The organism is Kitasatospora sp. NPDC051164, from assembly GCF_044455625.1.
GTDB lineage: Bacteria > Actinomycetota > Actinomycetes > Streptomycetales > Streptomycetaceae > Kitasatospora.
On sequence record NZ_JBITFB010000002.1, the window covers coordinates 427,379 to 453,911 of the forward strand.

Annotated in this window: 27 protein-coding genes; 6 read left to right on the top strand and 21 right to left on the bottom strand. The window is 72.9% G+C overall.

What is annotated here, in order from left to right; all coding sequences use genetic code 11:
* Positions 1-80: 80 nt before the first annotated feature.
* The 6 genes from ACIBEC_RS04480 to ACIBEC_RS04505 all read right to left on the bottom strand — a co-directional run bounded on the left by ACIBEC_RS04480 (position 81) and on the right by ACIBEC_RS04505 (position 6,398).
* Positions 81-629 carry an arginine repressor gene (locus ACIBEC_RS04480; protein WP_196946836.1) on the bottom strand — a complete coding sequence of 183 codons (549 nt, stop codon included), beginning with the start codon at positions 627-629 and terminating at the stop codon, positions 81-83.
* 23 nt (positions 630-652) lie between these two features.
* Positions 653-1,858, bottom strand: a complete 1,206-nt coding sequence (locus ACIBEC_RS04485; protein ID WP_360498397.1) for an acetylornithine transaminase — start codon at positions 1,856-1,858, stop codon at positions 653-655.
* Complete coding sequence (gene argB / locus ACIBEC_RS04490) at positions 1,855-2,730, bottom strand: acetylglutamate kinase (protein ID WP_360498539.1); 876 nt, start codon at positions 2,728-2,730, stop codon at positions 1,855-1,857. The genes ACIBEC_RS04485 and argB overlap by 4 nt, the downstream gene beginning before the upstream one ends.
* A gap of 88 nt (positions 2,731-2,818) precedes the next feature.
* A complete protein-coding gene (argJ, locus tag ACIBEC_RS04495; protein WP_360498537.1) occupies positions 2,819-3,973 on the bottom strand; it encodes a bifunctional glutamate N-acetyltransferase/amino-acid acetyltransferase ArgJ in 1,155 nt (384 codons plus the stop codon).
* A gap of 68 nt (positions 3,974-4,041) precedes the next feature.
* The gene (argC, locus tag ACIBEC_RS04500; RefSeq protein ID WP_360498395.1) at positions 4,042-5,070 is read right to left on the bottom strand and encodes an N-acetyl-gamma-glutamyl-phosphate reductase; all 1,029 of its coding nucleotides are present in this window, start codon (positions 5,068-5,070) and stop codon (positions 4,042-4,044) included.
* Positions 5,071-5,198: 128 nt separating this feature from the next.
* On the bottom strand, positions 5,199-6,398 hold the full coding sequence (locus ACIBEC_RS04505) for a methyltransferase (protein WP_360498393.1): 1,200 nt from the start codon (positions 6,396-6,398) through the stop codon (positions 5,199-5,201).
* Positions 6,399-6,494: 96 nt separating this feature from the next.
* On the opposite strand from ACIBEC_RS04505, the gene ACIBEC_RS04510 reads away from it, so the two are divergent.
* Both ACIBEC_RS04510 and ACIBEC_RS04515 read left to right on the top strand, forming a co-directional pair.
* On the top strand, positions 6,495-6,899 hold the full coding sequence (locus ACIBEC_RS04510) for a VOC family protein (protein WP_360498391.1): 405 nt from the start codon (positions 6,495-6,497) through the stop codon (positions 6,897-6,899).
* A gap of 92 nt (positions 6,900-6,991) precedes the next feature.
* Positions 6,992-7,366 (top strand): S4 domain-containing protein, encoded by a 375-nt coding sequence (locus ACIBEC_RS04515; protein WP_360498389.1) that lies wholly within the window; start codon positions 6,992-6,994, stop codon positions 7,364-7,366.
* Positions 7,367-7,432: 66 nt separating this feature from the next.
* On the opposite strand, the gene ACIBEC_RS04520 is transcribed toward ACIBEC_RS04515, so the two are convergent.
* Positions 7,433-7,939 carry an FBP domain-containing protein gene (locus ACIBEC_RS04520; RefSeq protein ID WP_360498387.1) on the bottom strand — a complete coding sequence of 169 codons (507 nt, stop codon included), beginning with the start codon at positions 7,937-7,939 and terminating at the stop codon, positions 7,433-7,435.
* A 269-nt stretch (positions 7,940-8,208) separates the two neighbouring features.
* Positions 8,209-9,093: an SAM-dependent methyltransferase gene (locus ACIBEC_RS04525; protein ID WP_360498385.1), complete on the bottom strand. Its 885-nt coding sequence runs from the start codon at positions 9,091-9,093 to the stop codon at positions 8,209-8,211.
* 210 nt (positions 9,094-9,303) lie between these two features.
* Between ACIBEC_RS04525 and ACIBEC_RS04530 the strand changes: the two genes are divergently transcribed.
* Positions 9,304-10,212 carry a polysaccharide deacetylase family protein gene (locus tag ACIBEC_RS04530; RefSeq protein ID WP_360498383.1) on the top strand — a complete coding sequence of 303 codons (909 nt, stop codon included), beginning with the start codon at positions 9,304-9,306 and terminating at the stop codon, positions 10,210-10,212.
* Between the two features lie 68 nt (positions 10,213-10,280).
* On the opposite strand, the gene ACIBEC_RS04535 is transcribed toward ACIBEC_RS04530, so the two are convergent.
* Positions 10,281-11,099, bottom strand: coding sequence for an SDR family oxidoreductase (locus ACIBEC_RS04535; protein ID WP_360498381.1), 819 nt, complete (start codon positions 11,097-11,099; stop codon positions 10,281-10,283).
* Positions 11,100-11,408: 309 nt separating this feature from the next.
* Between ACIBEC_RS04535 and ACIBEC_RS04540 the strand changes: the two genes are divergently transcribed.
* Entirely contained in the window at positions 11,409-12,278 is an 870-nt protein-coding gene (locus ACIBEC_RS04540) for a 3-hydroxybutyryl-CoA dehydrogenase (protein WP_360498379.1), read from the top strand.
* 89 nt (positions 12,279-12,367) lie between these two features.
* Here the strand turns inward: ACIBEC_RS04540 and ACIBEC_RS04545 are convergent, their stop codons facing one another.
* The 11 genes from ACIBEC_RS04545 to infC all read right to left on the bottom strand — a co-directional run bounded on the left by ACIBEC_RS04545 (position 12,368) and on the right by infC (position 23,455).
* Positions 12,368-13,210 (bottom strand): chitosanase, encoded by an 843-nt coding sequence (locus ACIBEC_RS04545; RefSeq protein ID WP_360498377.1) that lies wholly within the window; start codon positions 13,208-13,210, stop codon positions 12,368-12,370.
* 121 nt (positions 13,211-13,331) lie between these two features.
* Positions 13,332-14,297, bottom strand: a complete 966-nt coding sequence (locus ACIBEC_RS04550; RefSeq protein ID WP_360498375.1) for an ABC transporter permease subunit — start codon at positions 14,295-14,297, stop codon at positions 13,332-13,334.
* Positions 14,294-15,220, bottom strand: a complete 927-nt coding sequence (locus tag ACIBEC_RS04555; protein WP_360498373.1) for an ABC transporter ATP-binding protein — start codon at positions 15,218-15,220, stop codon at positions 14,294-14,296. Before ACIBEC_RS04555 ends, ACIBEC_RS04550 begins: the two co-directional genes overlap by 4 nt.
* Complete coding sequence (locus ACIBEC_RS04560) at positions 15,220-15,657, bottom strand: GntR family transcriptional regulator (protein WP_360498371.1); 438 nt, start codon at positions 15,655-15,657, stop codon at positions 15,220-15,222. The genes ACIBEC_RS04555 and ACIBEC_RS04560 overlap by 1 nt, the downstream gene beginning before the upstream one ends.
* A 126-nt stretch (positions 15,658-15,783) precedes the next feature.
* Positions 15,784-18,285, bottom strand: coding sequence for a phenylalanine--tRNA ligase subunit beta (gene pheT, locus ACIBEC_RS04565; protein ID WP_360498369.1), 2,502 nt, complete (start codon positions 18,283-18,285; stop codon positions 15,784-15,786).
* Complete coding sequence (gene pheS, locus ACIBEC_RS04570; RefSeq protein ID WP_360498367.1) at positions 18,285-19,406, bottom strand: phenylalanine--tRNA ligase subunit alpha; 1,122 nt, start codon at positions 19,404-19,406, stop codon at positions 18,285-18,287. Before pheS ends, pheT begins: the two co-directional genes overlap by 1 nt.
* Positions 19,407-19,651: 245 nt before the next feature.
* Complete coding sequence (locus tag ACIBEC_RS04575; RefSeq protein WP_360498365.1) at positions 19,652-20,755, bottom strand: ATP-binding protein; 1,104 nt, start codon at positions 20,753-20,755, stop codon at positions 19,652-19,654.
* 117 nt (positions 20,756-20,872) lie between these two features.
* Positions 20,873-21,739: an RNA methyltransferase gene (locus ACIBEC_RS04580; protein ID WP_360498363.1), complete on the bottom strand. Its 867-nt coding sequence runs from the start codon at positions 21,737-21,739 to the stop codon at positions 20,873-20,875.
* Positions 21,740-21,837: 98 nt separating this feature from the next.
* Entirely contained in the window at positions 21,838-22,233 is a 396-nt protein-coding gene (gene rplT / locus ACIBEC_RS04585; RefSeq protein WP_360498361.1) for a 50S ribosomal protein L20, read from the bottom strand.
* 109 nt (positions 22,234-22,342) lie between these two features.
* Positions 22,343-22,537, bottom strand: a complete 195-nt coding sequence (gene rpmI, locus ACIBEC_RS04590; protein WP_030055648.1) for a 50S ribosomal protein L35 — start codon at positions 22,535-22,537, stop codon at positions 22,343-22,345.
* Between the two features lie 141 nt (positions 22,538-22,678).
* Positions 22,679-23,455 carry a translation initiation factor IF-3 gene (gene infC / locus ACIBEC_RS04595; protein WP_360498535.1) on the bottom strand — a complete coding sequence of 259 codons (777 nt, stop codon included), beginning with the start codon at positions 23,453-23,455 and terminating at the stop codon, positions 22,679-22,681.
* Between the two features lie 478 nt (positions 23,456-23,933).
* Between infC and ACIBEC_RS04600 the strand changes: the two genes are divergently transcribed.
* A complete protein-coding gene (locus ACIBEC_RS04600) occupies positions 23,934-24,311 on the top strand; it encodes a DUF1844 domain-containing protein (RefSeq protein ID WP_360498359.1) in 378 nt (125 codons plus the stop codon).
* A gap of 120 nt (positions 24,312-24,431) precedes the next feature.
* On the opposite strand, the gene ACIBEC_RS04605 is transcribed toward ACIBEC_RS04600, so the two are convergent.
* On the bottom strand, positions 24,432-25,205 hold the full coding sequence (locus tag ACIBEC_RS04605; protein ID WP_360498357.1) for an SseB family protein: 774 nt from the start codon (positions 25,203-25,205) through the stop codon (positions 24,432-24,434).
* A 91-nt stretch (positions 25,206-25,296) separates the two neighbouring features.
* Here ACIBEC_RS04605 and ACIBEC_RS04610 point away from each other — a divergent pair, with 91 nt between their 5' ends.
* Positions 25,297-26,514, top strand: a complete 1,218-nt coding sequence (locus tag ACIBEC_RS04610; RefSeq protein WP_360498355.1) for an amino acid deaminase/aldolase — start codon at positions 25,297-25,299, stop codon at positions 26,512-26,514.
* Positions 26,515-26,533: the final 19 nt, after the last annotated feature.

Sequence of the window (26,533 nt, forward strand, 5' to 3'; positions counted from 1 at the left end):
GGGCCGGGGTCGCGCCGGGAGTTGCACCGGGCTGTGCCGGGCTGTGCCGGGGTCACGCCCGGGCTGCCGGAGTCCGGGCGCTACTGCGCCTTCGCCTGGGCGAGTTGCATGAGGTGGTCGGCGAGCGCCTGGCCGCCGGCCGGGTCGCGGCTGATCAGCAGGACGGTGTCGTCGCCGGCGATGGTGCCGATGATCTCGAACACCTCCGCCTGGTCGATCGCCGAGGCGAGGAACTGGGCGGCGCCCGGCGGGGTGCGCAGCACGACCAGGTTGCCGGAGGCCGTCGCGGAGACCATCAGCTCCCCGGCCAGCCGGGCCATCCGGCCCTCGCTGGCCGACTCCCCCATCGGCGCGCGCGGCGTGCGGTCGCCGCCCTCGGCCGGGACGGCGTAGATCAGCGCGCCGTCCCGGTTGCGGATCTTGACCGCGCCCAGCTCGTCCAGGTCCCGGGAGAGGGTGGCCTGGGTGACCACGAGTCCGTCGTCGGCGAGCAGCTTGGCGAGCTGGCTCTGCGAACGCACGGGCTGGCGGGTGAGCAGGTCCACGATCCGCCGGTGGCGCGCGGTGCGGGTCTGCGGGACCTGCGGCGTCGGGCCGGTGGCGGAGGGGCCGGAGTGGGAAACGGTCATGTGATTATTCTCCCGGACGACGGTCAACTCGCATCGGCCGGGGCGTTCTCGCGCACCGTCCGGAGGATGCCCGGCAGGGCCGCGAGGAAGGCGTCCGCCTCCTGCTCGGTCAGCACCAGCGGCGGGGCGAGTCGGACGGCGTCCGCGACGGCCGCGTTGACCAGGTAGCCGGCCTCCTGCGCGACGGCCTGGACCTGGGCCGAGACCGGCGCGGTGAGCACGATGCCGAGCAGCAGACCGGCCCCCCGCACGTGCGAGACCAGCGGGTCGCCGATCGCCTCGACACCGTGCCGCAGCCGCTCGCCGAGCTTGCGGACGTGCTCCAGCAGGCCCTCGGACTCGATGGTGTCCAGCACCGCGAGCCCGGCCGCGGCGGCCACCGGGTTGCCGCCGAAGGTGGTGCCGTGCTGGCCCGGGGTGAGCAGCTCGGCGGCCTCCCCGAAGGCGAGGGTGGCGCCCATCGGCAGGCCGCCGCCGAGCGCCTTGGCCAGGGTGACGACGTCCGGCTCGACGCCCTCGAAGGCCTGGTGGGCGTACCAGTGGCCGGTGCGGCCGACGCCGGTCTGGATCTCGTCCAGCACGAGCAGGGTGCCGGTGGCCCGGGTGATCTCGCGGGCCGCCCTGAGGTAGCCGTCCGGCAGCGGGATCGCGCCGTTCTCGCCCTGGATCGGCTCCAGGAAGACCGCGGCGGTCTCGGTGGTGACGGCCGCGCGCAGCGCCTCGACGTCGCCGAACGGGACGTGGGTGACGTCGCCGGGCAGCGGGCGGAACGGGTCCTGCTTGGCGGGCTGGCCGGTGAGCGCGAGGGCGCCCATGGTCCGGCCGTGGAAGGCGCCCTGGAGGGCGACCAGGTGGGTGCGGCCGGTCCGCCGGCTGATCTTGAACGCCGCCTCGTTGGCCTCGGCGCCGGAGTTGCAGAAGAACACCCGGCCGCCCGCCCGGCCGTCCAGCTGCAGCAGCCGCTCGGCGAGGGCGATGGTGGGCTCGGCCATGAAGAGGTTGGAGACGTGGCCGAGGGTGGCGATCTGCCGGCCGACCGCCTCGACGACGGCCGGGTGGGCGGTGCCGAGGGCGTTGACGGCGATGCCGCCGAGCAGGTCGGTGTACTCCTTGCCGTCGGCGTCCCAGAGCTTGCTGCCCGCGCCGCGCACCAGCGGGATCCGGGGGGTGCCGTAGTTGTCGGTGAAGGTGTGCTGCCACCGCTCGGTGAGCTGCTCGTTGTGCGTCATGCCAGTCCCCCGGTCACGGTCGGCTCGTCGTCCGGCACGACCATCGTGCCGATGCCCTCGTCGGTGAAGATCTCCAGCAGCAGGCTGTGCGGCACCCGGCCGTCCAGGACGCGGGCGGTGCCCACGCCGGAGCGGACGGCGCGCAGGCAGCCCTCCATCTTGGGGAGCATGCCGCTGGCCAGGTCGGGCAGCAGCTCCTCCAGCTCGCTCGCGTTGAGCTGGCTGATCACGTCGTCGGAGTTCGGCCAGTCCTTGTAGAGGCCCTCGACGTCGGTGAGGACGACGAGCATCTCGGCGCCGAGCGCGACCGCGAGGGCGGCGGCGGCGGTGTCGGCGTTGATGTTGTAGACGTGGCCGTCGGTGCCGCGCGCGATCGAGGAGATGACCGGGATCCGGCCGTCGGCGATCAGCGCCTTCACCGCGCCGGCCTCGATGTTGACGATGTCGCCGACCAGGCCGATGTCCACCTGCTCGCCGTCCACCACCGCGTAGCGCTTCACCGCCGTCATGGTGTGCGCGTCCTCGCCGGTCATGCCGACGGCGAACGGGCCGTGCCCGTTGAGCAGGCCGACCAGCTCGCGCTGCACCTGGCCGGCCAGCACCATCCGGACCACGTCCATGGTCTCCGGGGTGGTGACCCGCAGACCGTTGGTGAAGCTGGACTCCAGGCCGAGCTTGTCCAACTGGGCGCTGATCTGCGGGCCTCCGCCGTGCACCACGACGGGGTGCAGCCCGGCGTAGCGGAGGAACACGACGTCCTGGGCGAACGCCGCCTTGAGCTCGTCGTCCACCATGGCGTTGCCGCCGAACTTGATCACGACGGTCTTACCGTGGAAGCGCTCCAGCCACGGCAGCGCCTCGATCAGGGTCATGGCCTTGGGCAACGCGGTGTTGTTGCGGGCCTGTTCGCCCTTGGGTGCGATCTGCACGGGTTTCCCTCGTCGGAACGGATGTCGCGGATCAGGTGGAGTAGGCGCTGTTCTCGTGGACGTAGTCGGCCGTGAGGTCGTTGGTCCACACCGAGGCACCCGCGGTGCCGGCGTTGAGGTCCGCGGTGATGACGACCTCGCGGCCCTTCATGTCCACCAGGTCGCGGTCCTCGCCCACGCCGCCGTCCTTGCAGACCCAGACGCCGTTGATCGCGACGTCCAGCCGGTTCGGGTCGAAGGCGGCGGAGGTGGTGCCGATCGCGGCCAGCACCCGGCCCCAGTTGGGGTCCTCGCCGTGGATGGCGCACTTGAGCAGGTTGTTGCGGCTGATCGTCCGGGCGACCTCGACCGCCTCGTCCTCGGTGGCGGCGCCGGTGACGTCGATCCGGATGTCCTTGCTCGCGCCCTCGGCGTCGCCGATCAGCTGGCGGGCCAGATCGCCGCTGACCGTGCGGACGGCCTCGGCGAACTCGGCCTGGTCCGGGGTGATGCCGGTGGCGCCGGAGGCGAGCAGCAGCACGGTGTCGTTGGTCGACATGCAGCCGTCGGAGTCGATCCGGTCGAAGGTGGAGCGGGTGGCGCCGCGCAGGGCCGCGTCCAGGGCGGCGCTGTCGACGGCGACGTCGGTGGTGAGCACCACCAGCATGGTGGCGAGGCTCGGGGCGAGCATGCCCGCGCCCTTGGCCATGCCGCCGACCGTCCAGCCGGCCGGGCTGGTGACCTGGGCGGTCTTGTGCACGGTGTCGGTGGTCTTGATGGCGATCGCGGCGGCCTCCCCGCCGGTCTCGCTGAGCGCCCCGGCCGCCAGGGCGACCCCGGGCAGCAGGATGTCCATCGGCAGCCGGACACCGATCAGGCCGGTGGAGGCGACCGCGACCTCGCCCGCGTTGAGCTTCAGCTCCTCCGCGACCTTCTCCGCGGTGGCATGGGTGTCCTGGAAGCCGAGCGGGCCGGTGCAGGCGTTGGCACCACCGGAGTTGAGGACGACGGCGGAGACCTGGCCACCCTTGAGGACCTGCTCGGACCAGAGCACCGGCGCGGCCTTGACCCGGTTCGCGGTGAAGACGCCGGCCGCGGCGAGCGAGGGGCCGTCGTTGACCACCAGGGCGAGGTCCGGGGTGCCGGAGGCCTTGATGCCGGCGGTCACCCCGGCGGCGCGGAAGCCCTTGGCTGCCGTCACGCCCACGTTGGTGCCGGTGCCCGGGTTGGCGCCGGGGCTCGCGTTGGTGCCGGTGCTCACGTTGTTGCCGGTGCTCACGGTGCGACTCCGTTCACGGGAAGGCCCAGCTCCTCGGGCAGGCCCAGGGCGATGTTCATGCTCTGCACCGCGCCGCCCGCGGTGCCCTTGACCAGGTTGTCGATCGCGCTGATCGCGATGATCCGCCCGGCGGCGGCGTCCAGGGCGACCTGGACCAGGGCGGTGTTGGCGCCGTAGACGCTGCTGGTCTGCGGCCACTGCCCCTCGGGCAGCAGGTGGACGAAGGCCTCGTCCGCGAACGCCTCGGTGTAGGCGGCGCGCAGGCTCTCGGCGGTCACGCCCGGCTTGGCCTTCGCCGAGCAGGTGGCGAGGATGCCGCGCGGCATCGGGACGAGGGTGGGGGTGAAGGAGACGGTGACCGGCTCGCCGGCGAGCGGGCTGAGGTTCTGCATCATCTCGGGGGTGTGCCGGTGGACGCCGCCGACGCCGTACGGACTGACGCTGCCCATCACCTCGCTGCCCAGCAGGTGCGGCTTGGCGGCCTTGCCCGCGCCGGAGGTGCCGGAGGCGGCGACCACCACGGCCTCCGGCTCGGCGAGTCCGGCCGCGTACGCGGGGAACAGCGCGAGCGAGACGGCCGTCGGGTAGCAGCCGGGCACGGCGATCCGGTTGCTGCCCTTCAACGCGGCGCGGTGGCCGGGGAGTTCGGGCAGGCCGTAGGGCCAGGTGCCGGCGTGCGCGGAGCCGTAGAACTGCTCCCAGTCGGCGGCGGCCTTGAGCCGGAAGTCGGCGCCGCAGTCGACCACCAGCACGTTCTGGCCGAGGGCCTCGGCGACGGCGGCGGACTGGCCGTGCGGCAGCGCCAGGAACACCACGTCGTGGTCGGCCAGCACCTCGGGGGTGGTGGGCTCGAGGACGCGGTCGGCGAGCGGGATCAGGTGCGGCTGCAGCGCGCCCAGCCTGGTGCCCGCGTTCGAGCCGCCGGTCAGCGCCCCGATCTCCACCTCCGGGTGGCCGAGCAGCAGGCGCAGCACCTCGCCACCCGCGTACCCGCTCGCTCCGGCGACGGCGACTCGCAATGCCATGGCGTTCCTCCTTAGTCGTGGCATGAATATACGCGCGGGGGAAAATCCATGCAAGGAGTCTGTGTCGGAGCCCCGCAGGGCGGCCGCGGGCCGGTGAGGCCCCGGGTCAGCCGCCGGCCAGGCGCCGGTCAGCGCTTGACGGCGCGCAGCACCACGAACTTGGGGTTGCCCGCCACGAGTTGGCAGTTGCCGAAGAGACGGCGCAGCTTGACGTGGTAGCCGAGGTGACGGTTGCCGACCACCCAGAGTTCACCGCCCGGCCGCAGCGCCCGCTTGGCGCCGGTGAACATCCGCCACGCGGTGGCGTCGGTGGTGGCCTGGTGGGAGTGGAACGGCGGGTTGTTGAGCACCAGGTCCACCGAGCCGGGGGCGACCACGTCCGCCGCGAGCGCGTCGGCGGCGCGGAACTCGGCCGGGGCGTCCGGGCCCAGGTTGGTACGGAAGGTCTCCTCGGCGGAGGCCACCGCCTGGTGCGACTCGTCCACGAAGACCAGCTCCGCGCCGGGCCCGGCCAGCGCGGCGGCCGTCCCGACCACGCCGTTGCCGCAGCCGAGGTCCACCACCCGGGCGCCCGGGGCGGGGGTCGGCAGGTGGGCGAGGAGGAAACGGGTGCCGATGTCGAGCCGCTCGGCACAGAAGGTGCCGGCGTGGTTGACCACCGTACGGCCGGACGCGGGGCCGATGTCCGACGGCAGCGCGTAGCGGTGCGGCCACGGGTTGGGGCCGGGCTCGAGCGCCGGGTCGGGGGTGCAGAAGATCAGCCGGGCCTTGCGGACGGCGAGCGAGGTGCGGGTCGGGCCGAGGATCCGCTCGAAGAGCTGGAGGGTGGAGGTGTGGATCTCGGTGACCATGCCGGCGCCGATCACCACGGTGCCGGCGTGGATCGCGGGGGCGAGCCGGTGCAGCTGGTCCTCCAGCAGGGCCAGGCTCTTGGGGACGCGCACCAGCAGCACGTCGATCCGCTCCGGCGGGGTGTCCCGGGTGGTGAGCAGCCGGTCCTGGTCGACGGCGGCGCCGGCCCGGGCCAGGTTGGCCAGGGTGGCCTGTCGGCCGAGGTGGGAGTCGGAGATCTGGACCGGCCGGTGCTCGGCGAGCGCGGTGGTCAGCGCGCCCCAGCGGTCGCCGAGGACGGCGATCCGGCGGCCGGCCAGCTCGGTCGCGGCGCCGGACGCGCTGTCCGCCTCGCCCGCGAGGTGGCGCAGCAGGTACTCGTCGGCGGCGTCCCAGGCCCGGAGCCGCTCGCGCGGGTCCGCAGGGAAGCGGGTGAGGTCGAAGGTGCCCCACGGGGTGGAGAACGGGGTCGCGGCGGGCGTGGTCTGGGGATTCATCGTGTTCTCAGGCTATCGGACGGACACCGGGGAACAGTTTTGGAAGAACGCCGCCGGACGGATACTGGAAGAGCCCGACCGAGAGGGGTGAGGGCGATGGACTGGAAGCTCGAAGTCGTAGTGGTCCCAGTGTCCGACGTGGACCGCGCGAAGCTCTTCTACGAGGAGCAGGCCGGCTTCACGGTGGACCACGACACCCGCCTGCGGGACGGGGTCCGGGTGGTCCAGCTGACTCCCCCGGGCTCGCCGTGCTCCATCGTGGTGGGCCAGGGGGTGATCGACTCGCCGCCCGGCTCGGTCAAGGGCCTCCAACTGGTGGTGGCCGACATCGAGAAGGCCCACGCCGAACTGGCGGCGCGGGGCGTACCGGTCAGCCCGGTCCAGCACTTCGTGGCGGGAGCCCGGGTGAACGGGCACGGCGAGGCCTGGAACAACTTCGTGTTCTTCAACGACCCGGACGGCAACGGCTGGGCAGTGCAGGAAGCGCCGACCGCCGCGTAGGCCCCGACCACCGCGTAGGCCCCGACCGCCGCGTAAGCCCCCGGCCGCTGATAGCCCCCGACCGGACCGGATCGCTTGGGTAGGCTCCGAGGATGGCTGAACACGAGGGAAGCGTGCGGGTGGACAGCTGGATCTGGTCGGTCCGGCTGGTCAAGACGCGGGCGCTGGCGGCGGCCGCCTGCCGGGCCGGGCACGTCCGGGTGAACGGTGAGCGGGCCAAGCCGGCCCAGGCGCTGAAGCCCGGGGACGAGGTCCGGGTCCGCGAGGAGAACCACGAGCGGGTCGTCGAGGTGCGCAAGCTGATCCGCAAGCGGGTCGGCGCCGAGGTGGCGGCGGAGTGCCTGGTCGACAACAGCCCGCCGCGGCCGCCGCGCGAGTTCGTCGCGGCGGCCGGGGAGCGGGACCGCGGGGCCGGGCGCCCGACCAAGCGGGAGCGCCGCGAACTGGACCAGCTGCGCGGGCAGTGAGAGCCCTTACGCGGCGCTCAATGCGGCCGGCTGCGCGACGCTTCACCAGGCGGGCTACACGGCGGGCTACGCGGCGGTGTCGGTGAGCACCCTGGCGAGGAAGGCGTCGAGGTTGCCCATCGTCCGGGCGACCTGGTCCTCCAGCGACAGCGACTCCTCGGGCCGGGTGACCAGGGCGGACTTCTTCAGCCCGCGCACGTAGAGCGAGCAGGCGAGGTCGGCGCAGATGTACGTCCCGACCGTGTTGCCCTCGCGCCCGGCCGCGCCGGCCCGCCGGCCGGCGAGCAGCGCGACGCCGCTGCCGGCGTGCGCGGTGATGCACAGCGAGCAGACGTTGGTCTTGGTCAGGCTGCGCCGGACCGTCGGCACCCGCAGCGTCACACCGACCAGTTCGCCGCCGTACGGGGCCACCAGGTAGGCGCGGTCGGGCGCGCCCTGGTCCCGCCAGCCCAGGAAGTCCAGGTTCTCCCACGGCAGTTCCGCCAGGCCCCGGGGCAGGTTGAGCCGACGGGCCTCGCCCTTGGAACAGTTGACGAAGGACGCGCGGATCTCGTTCTCACTCAGGGCTTCCATGCCGCGGAAGCTAGCACCGCCCGGCACGCCCTGTCGCGTCAATTTCGCCCGGTTCTCCCCGTTCGTACGGGGTACTCCGCCTGAACGGCGAGCCGCCCCAGGGCATCGGCGACGGCAGCGGGGAGGGGTGGCAGGGCGGTGGTCACGGCGCAGGCCACCCGGGGCGCTGAGGGGTTGTCAGTGGCGGTGCGTAGGCTGCGGTGGCCCGGTCCCGGCGCAGGAGGGAGGCGCCGGGACGGGGCTGGGTCACGTCCGATCGCGAGCGCGGACTACTTCTTGAACGCGACGCCCGCGTACGCGGACACGTCCTGCCAGCCCTCGGGCAGTTCGGTGGTGGGGACGTGGCCGGCGGTGGGGCGCCAGAGCGGGAGCTGCACGAGCCCGGGGCCGACGAACTCGAAGTCGCCGAAGAAGGGTTCGACCCCGGCCCGGGGGCGCAGGACGAGCGGGGCGCTGGCGCTCCTGTAGATCCGGGTGCCCTCGGCGGCGCTCTCCCGGGAGGCGAAGTCCGGGCTGCCGTGCGAGAGGATCAGCGCGCTGCCGGGGGCGAGCGCGTCGCGCAGGGTGCGGACGATCTGCTGCGCGCCGTCCTCGTCGCGGATGAAGTGCAGGACGGCGACCAGCATCAGCGCGACGGGCTGGGAGAGGTCGACGGAGGCGGCCAGCCCGGGGTGGGCGAGGATCGCGGCCGGGTCGCGCAGGTCGGCCTCGATCACCGAGGTGTGCCCGGCGGGGTGGCTCGCCAGCAGGGCGCGGGCGTGGGTGGCGACGATCGGGTCGTTGTCCACGTACACCACGCGGGCGTCCGGGGCGACCCGCTGGGCGACCTCGTTGGTGGAGCCGACGGCCGGGATGCCGGTACCGATGTCGACGAACTGGCGGATGCCCCGGCCGGCCGCGAACTCCACGGCGCGGCCGAGGAACTGCCGGTTGGTGCGGGCCAGCAGCGGCAGCGCCGGGTAGGCGGCTATCGCGGCCTGGGCGGCCTTGCGGTCGGCCTCGAAGTTGTCCTTGCCGCCCAGGTAGTAGTCGTACATCCGGGCCGTATGCGGGATGCCGGTGTCCAGCTCGCTCGGCGGCTGCCAGTGGTCCGCTCTGGCCCAGTGCCAGTCGGTGTCGGCCGCCCCGCCGGTCGCCGCGGTGTCCTTGTGCATCCTGTTCCGCCCCCAATGCGCCATGCCGGAATTGTGCGACCGCCCGTCAACAGGCGGTGCGCGGTGATCGTATCCAACGACACACCGTGGAAACAGCGGGAGTTCAGGTTTACGCAACACCCGTAGACAGAGTGTGTGCACGTCAAGGACGGTCCGGACCCGGTCATACCGGATCGCCCGCCGGTGCCGCCCTCTCTATGCTGGCTGCCGATGACTGCCGACCGCCGCACCGTACTGCGCACCGCCGCCCAGCTGGCCGCCCTCACCGCCGCCGGTGGCCTCGTCACCGCCTGCGGCACCGGCGCACCCCGCCGGGCCGACCCCGGGGCGCTGGCCGCGCACCCCGGCACCGTCGACCCGCAGCACAACACCGACCCGGCCTGGAACGGCAGCGAGGGCCCGGCCTCCCCCGCGCCGACCGCCGCGGCGGAGCCCCAGCCCGCCACCGAATCGACCCCGGCCACCGCCCAGGCCTCCGCCCCGCCGACCCCGCCTCCGCTGCCGCCGCTCGCGCCCGGCACCCCGGTCGAGGTCGTGTACGGGCCGCGCACCGGCAAGAACGTGGCGCTCACCGTCCACGGCAGCGGGGACCCGAAGCTCGCCACCGCGCTGCTGGAGATCGCCGAGCAGCGCGGCGCCAAGCTGACCGTGATGGTCGTCGGCAGCTGGCTCGACCAGCAGCCGCAGATGGCCCGGCGGATCCTGGACGGCGGCCACGAGCTGGGCAACCACACCCAGAACCACCTCAACATCTCCGCCATGACGCCCGACCAGGCGCGCGCCGAGATCGCCCAGTGCGCCGACCGGCTGCAGAAGCTCACCGGCTCGATCGGCCGATGGTTCCGACCCTCCGCCGCGCAGTACGCCACCCCGATGGTGCGCGAGCAGGCCAGGGCCGTCGGCTACGAGCACGTGCTGTCCTTCGACGTCGACCCGCGCGACTACAACGACCCCTCGGCCGCCGAACTGCAGCGCCGGGTGCTGAACTCGGTGCGCGGCGGCTCGGTGGTGGCGCTGCACATGGGCCACCAGTGCACGGTGGACGCGATGCCGGCCATCCTGGACGGGCTCGCCAAGGCCGGGCTCAAGCCGGTCACCGCCAGCCAACTCTGCGCCTGAGCCCCCCACCGGATCGCACCGCGCCGGATCGCACCGCACCCAGCGAGGCCCGCACCCCGCGGGCCCGGTCAGACCATCGGGTCGTCGTCCTTGTACGGGCGCAGCCGCAGCGTGCGGGCGTCCGAGGCGCGGATCGCCTCGGCCCGGTCGACCAGCTCCGCCAGGTCGTCCCGCCCGGCGTGGATGAACCGCCCGTGCAGCGCGTCGAAGCGGCCGCGGGCGGCGTCCACGGTGACGGCGACCATGTACGGGATGGAGCCCCAGCTCGTCGTGGACCGGAACATCGGCATCCCGGCGGTCATGTCGGTGGCGACCGCGCCCGGGCTGATGTCGAGGACGACGACGTCATGCCGGGCGAGCGAGTCCGCCATGTTGTCGGAGAGCTGGAGCAGCGCGCCCTTGGACGTGGCGTACGCGGTGTAGTTGCCGTCCGGGCGCAGGGCGAAGCCGGAGTTGAGGTTGACCACCCGGCCGTGCCGTCGGGCGACCATGCCGGGCAGTACGCAGCGCAGCAGGTTGTAGGGGCCGCGCAGGTTGGTCTCGATCACCTGCCACCACTGGTTGGCGTCGGTCTCCCAGATCGGCACCTCGGCGCGGTCGACCCGGCCGGCGTTGTTGACCAGCAGGTCGATCGGGCCGAGGTCGCGTTCGACGAGCCGGACGGCCTCGCGCACCGATCCGGGGCGGGTGACGTCGGCGGTGACGGCGACGCCGCGGGAGCCGTGTTTGACGCACTCCTTGAGGGTGTCGGTCAGCGTCTCGTGGGTGCGGCCGACCAGGCCGACGGCCATTCCCTCGGCGGCCAGGCCGATGGCGATCTCCCGGCCGATGCCCCGGCCGGCGCCGGTGACCAGGGCGACCTGTCCTGCGAGCGATCCCGTCGACACCGTGTGTGCTCCCTTCCCGCCCCCGGCCCTGTGCGCCGGTCCGTCCCCGGCCCCCACCTGCGGCATTCTGTCGCCCGCCGGGCGGCGGTGGCCCCGGGCGCACGGGCCGGAACCGCCGCCTCACCCGTTCGGGGGAATCGCCCGCGGTGGCACTCCTCCGGGGAGGGGGTGACCTACTGGCCGGTACGGAGTAGTAACGTCGTCGGGGCGGTGACCGGTGCACCCATTCCGGTGCACCGACCCGCTGACCAGCAGCTCGCTGGGCCACCTGTCGCTGGGCGACCCCCAGCACCACCGAAGGGCAACTGAGTGAGTGACATCGCGCGCGTCGGAGTAGTCGGCTGTGGCCTGATGGGGTCGGGCATCGCCGAGGTCTTCGCCCGGGCCGGGCTGGATGTCCTGGTGTCGGAGGCCAGCGGTGAGGCACTGGAGTTCGGCCGCACCCGGCTGACCAACTCCCTGGACACGGCGGTCAAGCGCGGCAAGCTGACCCCCGAGCTGCGGGACGAGGCGATGTCCCGGCTGTCCTTCACCGTCGACCTGTCCGACTTCGCCGACCGCGACCTGGTGGTCGAGGCCGTCGCCGAGCGCGAGGACATCAAGGTCAAGATCTTCCAGACCCTGGACCAGGTCATCGAGCGCCGCGACGCGATCCTCGCCTCCAACACCTCCTCGATCCCGATCGTGAAGCTGGCCGCGGCCACCTCCCGCCCGGAGCAGGTCATCGGCCTGCACTTCTTCAACCCGGCGCCGGTGCAGAAGCTGGTCGAGGTCATCCCGACCCTGACCACCTCGGCGACCACCACCGAGCGGGTCGAGGCCTTCGCCTCCCAGGTGCTCGGCAAGGAGCCGATCCGCGCCCGCGACCGGGCCGGCTTCGTGGTCAACGCGCTGCTGGTGCCGTACCTGCTGTCCGCGGTGCGGATGTTCGAGTCGGGCGTGGCCACCGCCTCCGACATCGACAAGGGCATGGAGGCCGGCTGCGCCCACCCGATGGGCCCGCTGCGGCTGTGCGACCTGATCGGCCTGGACACCATCGTCTCGATCGCCGAGTCGATGTACGACGAGTACAAGGAGCCGCTGTACGCCGCTCCCCCGCTGCTCTCCCGGATGGTCGACGCGGGCCTGCTCGGCCGCAAGTCCGGCCGCGGCTTCTACGACTACACCGCGAGCGCCTGACTCCTCGGGTGCCGCGAAGCGGGGCCCGGCGGCCGCGATCCGGCTGCCGGGCCCGCTTTTTGACGGTGCGTCGGTTGTTGGGCGTCGCGTCAGCTGTTGATGGCGTAGCTGTCGCCGTAGACCTTCCACTTCAGCGGCGGGTTGAGGTCGAAGTTCTTGGCGTTGAGGAAGACCAGCTGCTCGGTGTCGACCCGGCTGGTGTCGGAGTGGGCCTCCTCCTTCTTCATGACGACCTTGCGGGCGTCCAGGAAGGCCTTGAGGTAGGTGGCCTCGTCGCCGCCCTGGGCGGGGGTCTTGGCCTTCTTCATGGCGGCGGCGCGGATGCCTCCGAAGCTGTCCGAGCTGTTGCCCGGGCCGTGCATGACGATGGCGTCGTAGTAGGCGAACTGGCCGAGCCCGCGCAGGCCGTCGGCCTTGGCCTGCTTGACGGCGGGGTTGAAGTACACCCGGTCGCGCTCGTCGTTCTGGGCCTGCTGGAAGACGGTGTCCTTGGCGGCGGCGGCCCAGTCGCGCTCGAACGCGGAGCCGAGGCCGGCGTGCGAGTCGGTGCCGTTGACCTTCTTCAGCGCGGGCAGGTACTTCGCCAGGACGTTGCCGGGCTTGAGGTCGGTGTAGTGCTGGACCAGGTCCAGCATGTCGCCCGTGCCGGAGCAGAAGCCGATGATGCCGGCGGTGTAGCCCCGCCCGTCCTTGATGTCCTCGATGTACTTGTACTGGGCCTTCCAGTCCAGCGACGAGTTCTCCGCGCTGGACACCAGCTGCATCGCGATGTCCTTCTTGTGCGGGTCGTCCAGCCCGACCCCCTTGAGCTGGACGGTCGCGCTCGCGGCCGGGGCGGCCTGGGCCGCCGAGGTGGCCGCGACGGTGAGGGGCGCGGCCACCAGGGCGGCGGCGAGGGCTATGCGGAGGGCACGACGGGGCTGAGGGCGCATGGGACGCTCCGATTCCTCGTGGGGTTAGGAAACTTTCCTAACGAGAAGTAGGAAAGCCGTCCGGCCGCGCTCCCGCAAGGGTTTTGACGGAAACTCTTCAAGCGATCCACGGACCCGCAGGTCAGACCGCGCGGCGCCGCACCCACCAGACCGCCACCGCGCAGAGCACCGCGGCGAGCAGGGTCATCCAGCCGAACTCGATGGACTGGAACAGCCAGTAGCGACCGTCCGGCTGGTAGGTCTCGTGCAGCGCGTAGCCGCCCTCGCTCAGCAGCTTCTGGGCGCCGAAGTAGTCGCCGCCCAGGTCGTAGAGCCGGCCGAGGCCGAGGCGGTTCCCCGCCGGGTCGGTGACCCAGAAGCCGCCTTCCCAGCGGTGGTCGAGCGAGGTCTGCGCGAGCGTGTGGACGGTGTCCTGGAGCGGGGCGCGGTAGTCGAACCGCAGGGACTCGGCAACCAGCACGGTCACGACCGAGGCGCCGACCCCGATCCCCACCGCCGCCACCGTCCGCCGCAGCACCGCGCCCGCGAGCGCCGACAACGCGAAGACCAGCAGCACCCGGCCGACCATCGCGAGCGGGGCGCTGGCGAACGCCAGCGGCGCGAACCGGCCCGCCTCCGCCGTCAGCGGCGCGATCCACCAGTGCAGCACCGCCGCCACCAGGGCCGTCGCGACGGCCAGCACACCGCCGACGACCACCAGCCCGCCGACCGTCCAGCGGGTGCGACCGGCTCCCTGGGTCCACGCGAAGCGCACCGTGCCGTGCTCGAACTCCCTGGCCAGCAGCGGAGCACCCACGAACGCGCCGAGGGCGCCACCCAGGAAGTAGGCCACGTTCCCGCCGACCGTCAACTCGGCGCCGTACTCACGCAGGAACTCCTTCCAGCGCTCGTTGCAGGACCGCAGCGCCATGTCGCAGCCGCCCGCACCGGAGCGGTCGAGCCCCGCGTGGAGGAAGTAGCCGGTGACGGCCAGTACGACGGCCAGCCCGGCGAGGACACCCAGCAGGGTCCGCAGCGCGGGCCGGTGGCGCAGCCCGGCCGCGCGCAGGACGGCGGAGCGGGGCGGCGCGAGGGTCAGGGAGCTCACGGCAGCAGTACCTTCTCGTTCGGTGAAACGGCCCCGCGCGGGCCGGGGAGGGCGCAGGCGGTCGGCTCGCGCAGGTAGGCGAGCACCAACTCCTCCAGGCCGACGCGCTGTTGGCGCCAGCCGTCGGAGATCGGGGCATCCACGCCGCCGGTGCGGACCAGCAGGTGGGACTGGGCGCCGGCCCGGCGGTCTCGGACCACCGGCAGCCGCTCGGCGATTCCGTCCGCCTCGGCGGTCGGGCCGGTGAGCATCCGGTGGCCGCCCAGCAGGTCGTCCACCTCCCCCGCCACCTGGACCCGGCCGCCGCCGAGCACCACCAGGTAGTCGCAGCTCTGCTGGAGCTCGTGGACGGCGTGCGAGGAGAACATCACCGACAGCCCGTCCTCGGCCACGGCGGTCAGCAGCACCGCCATGAAGTCGTGCCGGGCGAGCGGGTCGAGCGAGGCCAAGGGCTCGTCCAGCAGCAGGAGTTCGGGGCGCTTGGCGAGCGCGAGGGCGAGCGAGACCTGGGCTTGCTGACCGCCGGAGAGGCGGCCGTACTTGCGGTCCAGCGGGATGCCGAGGCCCTCCAGGTGGGTCCGGGCCCGGGCCTCGTCCCAGCGGCGGTTGAGGTGGCGGCCCATCGCGAGCAGGTCGCGTACGGGCAGGCCCGGGTAGAGCGAGGCGTTCTGGGCGACGAAGCCGATTCGGTCCAACGCCCGGGGTGAGCCGGGCAGTTGGTCGCCGAGGACGGTCAGCGCGCCCTCGCTGGGCAGGGTCAGTCCGGCGGCCAGGCTGAGCAGCGTGGTCTTGCCGGCGCCGTTCGGGCCGACCAGGGCCACCACGTGCCCGGCGGGGACGGCCAGTCGGCAGTCCCGCAGGGCCCAGGAGCGACGGTAGCGCTTGCCGAGTCCGGCGCAGTCGATCACCGTGTCCGCGGCCATCAGGCCACCACCCCGTCCCGGCCTTCGCGCAGGTCGCGCAGCGCGTCCTCGAACACGGCGGCCATCCCCTCCTCGTCCAGCCCGGCGGTCCGCGCCGAGCGCATCCAGTCCAGCAACCCCCGCCGCAGCGCGGCCCGTTCGCGCAGCGGCACCACCCCGACGGGCAGCCCCCGGATGAAGGTGCCCTGGCCGCGGCGGCCGGCCGCGAGGCCGCGGTGTTCCAGCTCGCGGTACGCCTTGAGCACGGTGTTCGGGTTGATCGCCAGCCCGGCCACCACCTCGCGCACCCGGGGCAGCCGATCGCCCTCGGTCAACCAGCCCATCCGCAGCGCCTGTTCGACCTGCTGCACGAGCTGCAGGTAGGTCGGGACACCGGAAGCCGGGTCCAGGCGGAACTCGATGGGCGAGGGCTGGTCGTCTCCTTTATCTACTTCCATAGGTAAAGAGATAAAGGATCCACTGAGGAACCGTCAACCCCAGGCAGGGTCAAATCCGAGAAACGCGAAGGGCCCCGCCCCGGACCTCGTGGTCCGGGGCGGGGCCCCTGCTCGGGCGCTACGGCATCAGGCGCCGCGCAGCACCGCTCCCGTACGGGCGACGGCCTCGGCGACGGCCGCCTCACGGGCGGCGGTGGCCTCGTCCGCGGTCAGCGTGCGGTCGACGGCGCGGAAGCGCAGCGCGTACGCCAGCGACTTCTTGCCCTCGCCCACCTGCTCGCCGGTGAACACGTCGAACAGCCGGATGGCCTCCAGCAGTTCGCCGGCGCCGGTGCGCAGCGCGGCCTCGACGTCGGCGGCCGGAACCGCCGTGTCGACGATCAGCGCGACGTCCTGGGTGGCCACCGGGAAACCGGAGACGGTCGGACCGTTGACCCGCTCGGCGCCGTCGGCGGTGAGCAGGTCGACGTCGATCTCCATCGCGGCGGTACGGGCCGGCAGCCCGAGCGCCTTGACCACCCGCGGGTGCAGCTCGCCGGCGTGGCCGACCACCCGGTCGGTGCCGGTGACGAGCAGCTCGGCGCAGCGACCCGGGTGCCAGGGCGCCAGCTGCCCCTGGCGGACGGTCAGCTCGATGCCGGCCGCCCGGGCCACCGTGCGGGCCGCCTCGACGGCGTCCGCCCAGGAGGCCTGTTCGCCCTTGCCCCACCAGCCCGACGGCAGCCGCTCACCCGCAAGGGCGACGGCGATCCGGCGCGGCTGGTCCGGCAGCGCGGCGTCCAGCTCGGCCAGCTCCTCGTCGCTGGGCCGGTGGTCGACGGCCGGGCGCGGGGCCACGGACAGCTCGTCCTTGGGCAGGAAGACGGTGCCGGTCTCGTAGATCGCGAGGTCGGTGTTGCCCCGGCCGATGTTGCGGCGCAGCGCGCCGAGCAGGCCCGGCAGCAGCGTGGTGCGCAGCGCCGGCTCCTCGTCGTTCAGCGGGTTGACCAGCTTGACCGTCCGGCGGCGGCGGTCGTCCGCCTCCAGGCCGAGCGCGTCCCAGGCGGTCTCGCCGAGGAACGGGTAGTTGTTGACCTCGACGTAGCCGGCCCCGGCCAGCGCGACGCCGATCCGGCGGTTGATCCGCTGGGTCTCGGTCAGGCCCTTGCCCGGCGGCACGTTGGGCATCCGGGCGGGGACGTTGTCGTAGCCCTCCAGCCGGATGACCTCCTCCGCGAGGTCGTACGGGTCGGTGAGGTCGGGGCGCCAGGTCGGCGGGGTGACCTCCAGGACGTCAGCGCCGGCGACCGAGCAGCCGATCTCCTGCAGGCGCCGGGTGACGGTCTCGCGGCCGTACGCGGTGCCGGCCACCCGGTCGGGCAGGTCGGCGGCGATGGTGATGGTGCGCACCGGGTGCGGGGCGGCGATGTCGGTGACCCCGGCCTCGGCGGTGCCGCCGGCGATCAGGACCAGCAGGTCGACGGCGCGCTGCGCGGCGGCGCGGGCGGCCTCCGGGTCGACGCCGCGCTCGAAGCGCTTGGACGCCTCGGAGGGCAGCTTGTGGCGCTTGGCGGTGCGGGCGATGGCGACCGGGTCGAAGTGCGCCGCCTCGATGATCACCTCGGTGGTGCCCGGGCCTGCGGCCGGGTCGAGGATCTCGGTGGAGGCGCCGCCCATGACACCGGCCAGGCCGATCGGGCCGCTGTTGTCGCAGATCAGCAGGTCCTCGGCGGAGAGCTTGCGCTCGACGCCGTCGAGAGTGGTGAGGGTCTCGCCCTGCGCCGCCCGGCGGACCGTGATCGGGCCGTCCACGCGCTGCTTGTCGTAGGCGTGCAGCGGCTGGCCGACCTCGAGCATCACGTAGTTGGTGATGTCGACGGTCAGCGAGATCGGGCGGATGCCCGACTTCTGCAGGCGGCGCTGCAGCCACAGCGGGGACTTGGCGTCGGGGTCGACGCCGACGACCGTACGGGCCACGAAGCGGTCGCAGCCGGCCGGGTCGTTGACCTTGACCAGGTAGCCGAAGGAGTTGGCCGGCGGCACGTCGAGCAGCGCCGGGTCGGCCAGCGGCAGCCCGTACGCGGCGGCGGCCTCACGGGCCACGCCGCGCATGGACAGGCAGTAGCCGCGGTCCGGGGTGACGGCGATGTCGAGCACCTCGTCGACGAGCTGGAGCAGCTCGACGGCGTCGGTGCCGGGCTCGTACTCCGGCGGGAGCACGATGATGCCGTTGTGCTCGTCGCCCATGCCCAGCTCGCGGGCGGAGCAGATCATGCCGGCCGAGGTGTGGCCGTAGGTCTGGCGGGCCGCGATCGGGAAGGGGCCGGGCAGCACGGCGCCGGGGAGCACGACCACGACCTTGTCACCGACGGCGAAGTTGGTCGCGCCGCAGACGATCTCCTGCGGCTCGCCGGTGCCGTTGGCGGCACCGACGTTGACGAAGCAGTGCCGGATCGGCTTCTTGAAGCCGGTCAGCTCCTCGATGGAGAGCACCTCGCCGACCACCAGCGGACCCTTGAGGTCGGCGCCGATCTGCTCGACGGTCTCGACCTCCAGGCCGGCCCGGACCAGGCGCTCCGCGACGTCACGGCCGGTCGCGCCGGCCGGCAGGTCGACGTACTCGCGCAGCCAGGAAAGCGGGACGCGCATCAGATCTCCATCCCGAACGGGAGGGTGAAGCGCACGTCACCCTCGACCATGTCGCGCATGTCGGCGACATTGTGACGATTCATCAGAATCCGCTCCAGGCCCAGGCCGAAGGCGAACCCGCTGTAGCGGTTGGGGTCGACACCGCAGGCGACGAGCACCCGCGGGTTGACCACGCCGCAGCCGCCGAGCTCGATCCAGCCCTCGGAGGAGCAGGTGCGGCACGGCCGGTCCGGGTTGCCGACGCTCTCGCCCAGGCACACGAAGCACTGCAGGTCGACCTCGGCCGACGGCTCGGTGAACGGGAAGTACGAGGGCCGCCAGCGCAGCTCCAGGTGGTCGCCGATCAGCTTCTCGACCATGACCTCGATGGTGCCCTTGAGGTCGGCGAAGGTGATGCCCTCGTCCACCGCGAGGCCCTCGACCTGGCGGAAGACCGGCGTGTGGGTGGCGTCCAGCTCGTCGGTCCGGTAGACCCGGCCCGGGCAGACCACGTAGATGGGGGGCTCGCGGTCGAGCATGGTGCGGGCCTGGACCGGGGAGGTCTGGGTGCGCAGCACCACGCCGGAGTCGGCGGAGCCGTCCGGGGCCTGGACGAAGAAGGTGTCCTGCATCGAGCGTGCCGGGTGGTCCGGGCCCAGGTTGAGGGCGTCGAAGTTCAGCCACTCGGCCTCGACCTCGGGGCCCTCGGCGATCTGGTAGCCCATCGCGACGAAGGTGTCCTCGATGCGCTCGGCCATGGTGGTCAGCGGGTGCCGGGCGCCGCGCGGGATGCGGTCGAACGGCAGCGTGACGTCCACCGACTCCTCGACCAGCACGCGGGCGTCACGCTCCGCCTCCAGCTCGGCCTGCCGCTTGGCGAGGGCCTGATTGACGGCCCCGCGGGCCTGGCCGATCAGCTTGCCGGCGGCCGCCTTGGCGTGCGGGGGCAGGGCGCCGATCTCGCGGTTGGCGAGCGACAGCGGGGACCGGTCGCCGGTGTGGGCGACCTTGGCCTGCTTCAGCTCGTCCAGGGTGGTGGCAGCGGCGAACGCGGCGACGGCCTCGTCCCGCGCCTGCTCCACCACCTCGGGCTTGAGGGCCTCGACCTCGACCGGGTCGTACGACTTGTTGGGTGCCGACATCTCTATCTTTCCCGTGCTCCTGCTCGTCCGTGCTCAGGTGTGTGGGCTCGCCTTCGCGTCACGCCCGGCGGGGCCGGGGCACGGGCAGCCGGTTCTCCGTTCACCGGAGGCTCACGGGAGTGGGTGTCCGCGGCTCAGCCGCGCGGGGCGTTGCGCGACGCCAAAGGTCGAGTGTAGTCGCAGCGCGTAGCGCCGCTGCCGCGAAGCCCGTCCGGCGGGACCCCGGTGCCCTCTCGGAGCAGTGCTCAGAGCATGAAGTCGGGTACGCCGGCGGGCAGGATAAATCGGAACCGGGCACCGCCGCCGGGCGCGCGGTCGACGCGGATCGAGCCGCCGTGGGCTTCCACGATGCCCTTGACGATGTAGAGGCCCAGGCCCGTGCCGCCCCGCTTGGAGCCGCGCCAGAAGCGGGTGAAGACGCGCGGCATCGACTCCTCGGGGATGCCGCTGCCTTCGTCGCTCACGGTGACCGCTGTGCCTTCCACGATGCGGGGCGGGGTGCCGGAGCGCTCCCAGACGGGTGCCTCGACGACCTCCTTGGCCGGTGCCACCTCGATCGTGACAGTTCCCTCACCGTGCCGCACCGCATTTTCCAGCAGGTTGGCGAGCACCTGGTCGACCTTGTCCGGGTCGGCCCACAGGACGGTCAGCGGCTCGCTGACCCGGATGTCGAAGCGGTCCTCGGCGATGCCGGTGGCGACCTTGCGCTCGACGTGCCGGCGCACCGCCGCGGCCAGGTCGACCACCTGCTTGCGCAGCTCCAGCCGGCCGGCGTCGATCCGGGAGATGTCCAGCAGCTCGGCGATCAGCCGGGTGACCCGGTCGGCGTCGGCGTCCACGGTCTCCAGCATCAGCCGCTTCTGCCCGTCGGTGAACCGCTCCCACTTGGCCAGCAGCGTCGCCGTGAAGCCCTTGACGCTGGTCAGCGGGGAGCGCAGCTCGTGCGCGACGGTGGCGATCAGCTCGGCGTGGCTGCGCTCGGTGCGGCGCCGGGCCTCGGTGCCGCGCAGGGCGATCACCAGGCGCTCCAGCGGCCCGCACGGCACCGTACGGACGTACCGGGCGGAGACCAGCACCTCACGGCCGCCGGGCAGCAGCAGGTTGCGCTCCGGCTGGCGGGTGCGGGTGGCCAGGCCGCCGTACGGGTTGGTCAGCTGCCACCAGCGGCGCCCGTCCAGGTCCTCCAGCGGGAGGGCGTCCTCCAGCACGCAGCCGAGCGCGGCCTCCGGGAGCACGCCGGTGAGCCGGGCCGCGGCCCGGTTGAAGCAGACCACCCGGCCCAGCCCGTCGGCGACCACCAGGCCGTCCGGCAGGTCGTCCGGGTCGAGCTCGGGCCCGCTGCCGACCATGGGTTGCCTCCCCGATTACCCACCGTGCCGTTCCCCCCACCGAGGCAGACCCTAGCGCCTCGCAGGCCCCCGCAGTAGGGCTTGCAACGGGGTGATCCCGGTGCGCCCCCGGGTGTGTCAGGTGTTCGAACGGCAGCCGCCGGGCGAACGCTGCGCCCGGGCCGAGGCGTAGAGGCAGACTGCCGCGGCGGTGGCCAGGTTGAGGCTCTCGGCGTGACCGTGGATCGGGACGCGCACGACCTCGTCGGTGAGCGCGCGGGTCTCCTCCGGAAGCCCCCACGCCTCGTTGCCGAACAGCCACGCGCCGGGCGCGCCCAGGGTTCCCTCGTCCAGCTCCTGGTCCAGGTCGCGCTCCCCCGCGCCGTCCGCGGCGAGCACCCGGATGCCGGCCTCGCGCAGCTTCCCGACGGCTTCCTCGACCGGCACGCCGACCGCCACCGGCAGGTGGAAGAGGCTGCCCACGGAGGCCCGCACGGCCTTCGGGTTGTAGAGGTCCACCGAGGCGTCGGTGAGCACCACGGCGTCCGCGCCGGCCGCGTCGGCGGTGCGCAGGACGGTGCCGGCGTTCCCGGGGTCGCGCACGTGGGCGAGGATCGCGACCAGCTTCGGACGGGCCTCGAGCACCTCGGCGAACGGGGTGTCGATGAAGCGGCAGAGCGCCACGATGCCCTGCGGGGTCACCGTGTCGCAGATCCCGGCGATCACCTCGTCGGTGGCGGTCAGCACGGGCAGCCCCTCGGCCCGGGCCTCCTCGACGATGCCGGCGTGCCGCTCGGCGGCCTCCGGGCTCACGTACACCTCGACCACGGCGTGCTCGGACGTGCCCGGCAGCCTGCCGAAGGCGACGGCCTCCCGGACGGCCTGCGGGCCCTCGGCCAGGAAGCGGCGCTCCTTGGTCCGCTGGTTGCGCTTGGCCAGCCGGCGGGCGGCGACGACGCGCGGCGAGCGCAGGGAGGTCAGCAGGGGGGTCTCGGTGCTCGGCATGGTCTCGTTCTCTGGAGGCGCTGACGGAGGGGGTAAAGCAGAACCGGACCCGCAGGCGAGCCTGCGGGTCCGGTCAGAGCTCAACCGATCTCGGAAGATCAGGCGGCGTCGGCGGCGGCCTTCGGGGCGTTCACGTCGGCCGGCAGCGCCTTCTGGGCGACCTCGACCAGGGAGGCGAACGCACCCGGGTCGTTGACGGCCAGGTCGGCCAGCATCTTGCGGTCGATCTCGATGCTGGCGGCCTTCAGGCCCTGCACGAAGCGGTTGTAGGTGATGCCGTTGGCACGGGCCGCAGCGTTGATGCGCTGGATCCACAGCTGACGGAAGTCGCCCTTGCGCTTCTTGCGGTCGTTGAAGTTGTAGACCAGCGAGTGGGTGACCTGCTCCTTGGCCTTGCGGTACAGGCGCGAGCGCTGGCCACGGTAGCCGCTGGCGCGCTCCAGGATGACCCGGCGCTTCTTGTGGGCGTTGACTGCCCGCTTGACGCGTGCCACTTGATTACTCCTTGGGTTGGACCACGGACTACTTCACGTGGTCCGTCATTCGAATGGGTCGGGAAGGATCAGCTGCCCCGCACACGGCTCTCGCCGGGCGGGAAGGCGATCACTTGCCGAGAAGCTTCTTGATCTTCTTGGCGTCAGCGGGGGCCAGCTCGACGGTCCCGGCCAGCTTGCGGGTCAGCGTCGAGGGCTTGTGCTCCAGGAGGTGGCGGCGGCCGGCGCGCTCGCGCAGCACCTTGCCAGAGCCACTGATCTTGAAGCGCTTGCTGGCGCCACTGTGCGTCTTCTGCTTCGGCATTTCGCCGTATCTCCTCGTCGGTCCCATTCACGCCCGCGCGGCGCTGCCACACGGGCGTGAACTGGATGGATCTGTGGTGACCGGGCGGGACGCCCGTCACCCTTGGGGGCCGGTCTCCCGGGCCTCCTGGCCGGTGAAGGCTCAGGCGCCCTGGGAGGCGGCCGGCTGCTCGACCGGAGCGTCGGCCTCGGGGGCCGCGGCCTCGGCCGGGGCGTCCTGCGCCTCGGTCGCGGCGTCGTCGGTCGCCACGTCCTCGGTCGCCACGTCCTCGGTCACGACGTCGTCGGTCGCCAGGTCCTCGGCCACCTCGTCGTCGGCGAGGGCGGCGTCGGAGCCGGGGGTACGGCCCTGACGCTCGGCCTTGCGGGCGTCCGCGAGGGCGCGGGCCTCGGCCATCGCCTCGGTCTTCTTCTTGTGCGGGCCAAGAACCATGATCATGTTCCGGCCGTCCTGCTTGGGCGAGGACTCGACGAAGCCCAGCTCCTGGACGTCGTCGGCGAGCCGCTGCAGCAGGCGGAAGCCCAGCTCGGGGCGGGACTGCTCACGACCACGGAACATGATCGTGATCTTGACCTTGTCGCCCTGGTTGAGGAACCGGACGACATGACCCTTCTTGGTGTCATAGTCGTGCGGGTCGATCTTCGGCCGGAGCTTCATCTCCTTGATGACCGTGTGCGCCTGGTTCTTGCGCGCCTCACGGGCCTTCATGGCCGACTCGTACTTGAACTTGCCGTAGTCCATGAGCTTGCACACCGGCGGCCGGGCGGTCGCCGCGACCTCGACCAGGTCGAGGTCGTACTCCTGCGCAAGCTCCAGCGCCTTGGCAAGCGGCACGATGCCGACCTGCTCGCCGCTGGGACCGACGAGTCGCACCTCGGGGACGCGAATCCGGTCGTTGATGCGGGGCTCGGTGCTGATGGGGCCTCCTAGGTTGCACCTTCTGCGATGCGGCCGTCGGACGGCGGTCGCACGTAGTGGACTCGACCACTGGGCGGGGCTTCATTCGTACTGCGCTGCCCGGCACCTTCCGGCACCGACTGCACCCGCGACACGAAAAAAGCCCCGCTCGGTACAAGCGGGGCTCCACACAACCGGGGGCGACGCCCGGTGAGGGGCGCTGCGGCGACTCGGCGCCGAAGCGCCCGTCGCGGACCGGGACCCGTCGACCGCGAAGCCGATCGGGTGGGAGACTTTCGCGGTTGCCCTCTCGGGCCTCCTCAGTGGAGCCTCCACTTGCTGGCCAGGCGCCCATGCGGGATCCCGGCCGGTCAGTCTCGAAGCATACAGCGCCGGGAGGTCGAACGCTATTCCGCCCCGGCGCACTGCCTTCTCCGCGCCCCGAAGGGCCCTTGTACGCTCCACATGTACCCACACGGCACGACGGAACGAGCCCCCCTTGAGCAGCGAGCCCACCCAGACCCCCGGCACGGACGACGACGCGATCGGCTTCGACGACCTCACCCGCGACATCGCCGAGGTCCCGGCCGTCGAGGTGATCACCACCGTCGCCGTGCACCTGATGAGCGCGGCCGCCGTCAAGTGCGGTCTCGCCGAGGGCGGCGAGAAGGACAAGGACCTGGACGAGGCCCGCAAGCTGATCACCGCGCTCGCCGGACTTGTCACCGCCGGCGCCCCGGAGATCAGCAACTTCCACGCCGCCCCGCTGCGCGACGGCCTGCGCTCGCTGCAGCTCGCCTTCCGCGAGGCCTCCATTGTCCCGGACGCGCCGGGCACGGGCCCGGGCGAGAAGTTCACCGGGCCGGTCTACGCCTGAGTGTCGCCCGTGCGACAGGGGGCGCGCCTCACCCGAGGCGCGCCCCCTGATCGTTTCCGCCGCTGATCGTTTCGGCCGCCGATCGCCTTCACCGCCGATCGCTACTGCCGCCGATCGCTTCTACCGCCGGTACAGCGGCTCCCCCGGCAGCTCGGCGCTCGCCGGCAGCACCGCGAGGTCCAGCCCCCGGTCCAGCCGCACCCGCAGCACCGGGTCGGCGGCCACTGCCTGCCCGACCCGCTGCGCGGCCGCCTGCAGCCCGGGCTGGTCCAGCGCCGGGTCGAACACCACCGCGAGCACCCCGTCCGAGCCCTCGGAAGCCGCCAGCAGCCCGGTGACCACCTGCGGCTCGGCCGCCAGCAGCGCCCGGACCGCCTCGCGCACCTCCGGGTCCCGCGCCGGCGGCAGGAACGGACGGTTCTCCGCGAGCGCCCGCAGCCGGGCGCCGGCCAGCTGGAAGGGCACCGGCCCGGCCGGGTCGACCAGGAGCGTGTCGGCACGCTCCGAGAAGGCCACCATGGCGGCCTGCGGGGCGGCCACCGGCGCCGGGCGGGCGTCGGCCCGCCAGCGGGCGAGCGTCTCGAGCGAGGTGAAGGCCGGCAGCGCGCGGCGCCCGTCCGGGGCCTCCAGCACCGGGACGGCCATGTCGCTGGACTTGTCGTGCCGGTGCCCGTGCTCGTCCACCTCGACCTCGCCGAGGATCGCGACGATCGGGACCATCAGCCGGGTGGGGGTCAGCGCCGCCAGCACCTCGGGCTCGGCCGCGCGGTCCTGCGACCAGCGGGCGAGGGCCTCGACGAGCGCCGCGTCGGCGGTACCGTCGTCGTCGCCGAAGCCGGGGTTCGGGATGTTCTTGCCGACGAACGCCGGGTTGGAGAAGTCTTTGCGGTCCACCCGCCCGACCCTATGCCACCGCACCCGAGCGGCCTCATTTCCCCGCACGCGCCCCCTACCCACCGGTAGCCCGCTGTGGCACCCTGCGCCCATGGTGATCCTCGACGCACCCGCGCCCGCCCCGGTCTCCGACCGCCTCCGGTACGACCGCGCCACCGCCCACCTGGACGGTCCGGTGGCCGTCGTGGACCTCGCCGCCTTCGACGCCAACGCCGCCGACCTGGTGCGCCGGGCCGGCGGCAAGCCGATCCGGGTCGCCAGCAAGTCCGTGCGCTGCCGCGCGCTGCTGGAGCGGGTGCTGGCCACCGACGGCTTCGCCGGGGTGATGAGCTTCACCCTCGACGAGTCGCTCTGGCTGGCCCGGACCGGCGTCCGCGACATCCTGCTCGCCTACCCCTCCGCCGACCGGGACGGATTCGCCGAGCTGACCGCCGACCCCGAAACCGCCCGGGAGATCACCGTCGTCCTGGACGACCCGGACCAGCTCGACCTGATCGACAAGGCCCGGACCGGCGACGCCGAGATCCGGGTCTGCCTGGAACTGGACACCGCTCTGCACCTGCTGGGCGGCCGGGTCCGGGTCGGCGCCCGACGCTCCCCGCTGCGCACCCCCGAGGACCTCGGCGCCTTCGCCGAACTCGTCCAGCACCGCCGGGGCTTCCGGGTCGTCGGCCTGATGGCGTACGAGGGGCACGTCGCCGGGGTGGGCGACCGGATGCCCGGACGGCCGGTGCGCTCACAGCTGATCCGGCTGATGCAGGCCAAGGCCCGGGCCGAACTCGCCGAACGACGCGCCGCGGTGGTCCGGCGACTGCGCCAGGTGGCCGAGCTGGAGTTCGTCAACGGCGGCGGCACCGGCAGCGTGGAGTCCACCGTGGCCGAGCGCGCCGTCACCGAAGTGGCGGCCGGCTCCGGGCTGTACCAGCCGCAGCTGTTCGACAACTACCGCTCGTTCCGGGGCCGTCCGGCCGCCCTGTTCGGCCAGCCGGTGGTACGCCGCCCCGGCGTCGGCGTGGTGACGGTCCTCGGCGGCGGCTACCCGGCCTCCGGCGCGGCCGGCCCCGACCGCTCGCCGGTGCCGTACCTGCCGCAGGGCCTGCGCTACGACCCGATGGAGGGCGCCGGAGAGGTGCAGACCCCCCTGCTCGGCTCCGCCGCGGACGACCTGCTGATCGGCGACCGGGTCTGGTTCCGGCACGCCAAGGCGGGAGAGCTGTGCGAGCGCTTCGCCGAGCTGCACCTCATCGAGGGCGAGCGGATCGTACGGACCGTACCGACGTACCGGGGCGAGGGGAAAACGTTCCTCTGACGCTTCGTCCGGCATTGCC

What these genes read in the sequence shown, in the direction of transcription:
- ACIBEC_RS04555 (WP_360498373.1), bottom strand. Translation starts at nt 15,220, where the DNA reads ATGGCCGCGGACACGGTGATCGACTGCGCCGGACTCGGCAAGCGCTAC.
- ACIBEC_RS04530 (WP_360498383.1), top strand. Translation starts at nt 9,304, where the DNA reads ATGACTGCCGACCGCCGCACCGTACTGCGCACCGCCGCCCAGCTGGCC.
- pheS (WP_360498367.1), bottom strand. Translation starts at nt 19,406, where the DNA reads ATGTCGGCACCCAACAAGTCGTACGACCCGGTCGAGGTCGAGGCCCTC.
- argB (WP_360498539.1), bottom strand. Translation starts at nt 2,730, where the DNA reads ATGACCCTGATCGAGGCGCTGCCGTGGCTGGAGCGCTTCCACGGTAAG.
- ACIBEC_RS04510 (WP_360498391.1), top strand. Translation starts at nt 6,495, where the DNA reads ATGGACTGGAAGCTCGAAGTCGTAGTGGTCCCAGTGTCCGACGTGGAC.
- ACIBEC_RS04515 (WP_360498389.1), top strand. Translation starts at nt 6,992, where the DNA reads ATGGCTGAACACGAGGGAAGCGTGCGGGTGGACAGCTGGATCTGGTCG.
- ACIBEC_RS04575 (WP_360498365.1), bottom strand. Translation starts at nt 20,755, where the DNA reads ATGGTCGGCAGCGGGCCCGAGCTCGACCCGGACGACCTGCCGGACGGC.
- ACIBEC_RS04560 (WP_360498371.1), bottom strand. Translation starts at nt 15,657, where the DNA reads ATGGAAGTAGATAAAGGAGACGACCAGCCCTCGCCCATCGAGTTCCGC.
- ACIBEC_RS04580 (WP_360498363.1), bottom strand. Translation starts at nt 21,739, where the DNA reads ATGCCGAGCACCGAGACCCCCCTGCTGACCTCCCTGCGCTCGCCGCGC.
- pheT (WP_360498369.1), bottom strand. Translation starts at nt 18,285, where the DNA reads ATGCGCGTCCCGCTTTCCTGGCTGCGCGAGTACGTCGACCTGCCGGCC.
- ACIBEC_RS04525 (WP_360498385.1), bottom strand. Translation starts at nt 9,093, where the DNA reads ATGCACAAGGACACCGCGGCGACCGGCGGGGCGGCCGACACCGACTGG.
- ACIBEC_RS04505 (WP_360498393.1), bottom strand. Translation starts at nt 6,398, where the DNA reads ATGAATCCCCAGACCACGCCCGCCGCGACCCCGTTCTCCACCCCGTGG.
- ACIBEC_RS04610 (WP_360498355.1), top strand. Translation starts at nt 25,297, where the DNA reads ATGGTGATCCTCGACGCACCCGCGCCCGCCCCGGTCTCCGACCGCCTC.
- ACIBEC_RS04520 (WP_360498387.1), bottom strand. Translation starts at nt 7,939, where the DNA reads ATGGAAGCCCTGAGTGAGAACGAGATCCGCGCGTCCTTCGTCAACTGT.
- ACIBEC_RS04485 (WP_360498397.1), bottom strand. Translation starts at nt 1,858, where the DNA reads ATGACGCACAACGAGCAGCTCACCGAGCGGTGGCAGCACACCTTCACC.
- argC (WP_360498395.1), bottom strand. Translation starts at nt 5,070, where the DNA reads ATGGCATTGCGAGTCGCCGTCGCCGGAGCGAGCGGGTACGCGGGTGGC.
- ACIBEC_RS04480 (WP_196946836.1), bottom strand. Translation starts at nt 629, where the DNA reads ATGACCGTTTCCCACTCCGGCCCCTCCGCCACCGGCCCGACGCCGCAG.
- ACIBEC_RS04545 (WP_360498377.1), bottom strand. Translation starts at nt 13,210, where the DNA reads ATGCGCCCTCAGCCCCGTCGTGCCCTCCGCATAGCCCTCGCCGCCGCC.
- rpmI (WP_030055648.1), bottom strand. Translation starts at nt 22,537, where the DNA reads ATGCCGAAGCAGAAGACGCACAGTGGCGCCAGCAAGCGCTTCAAGATC.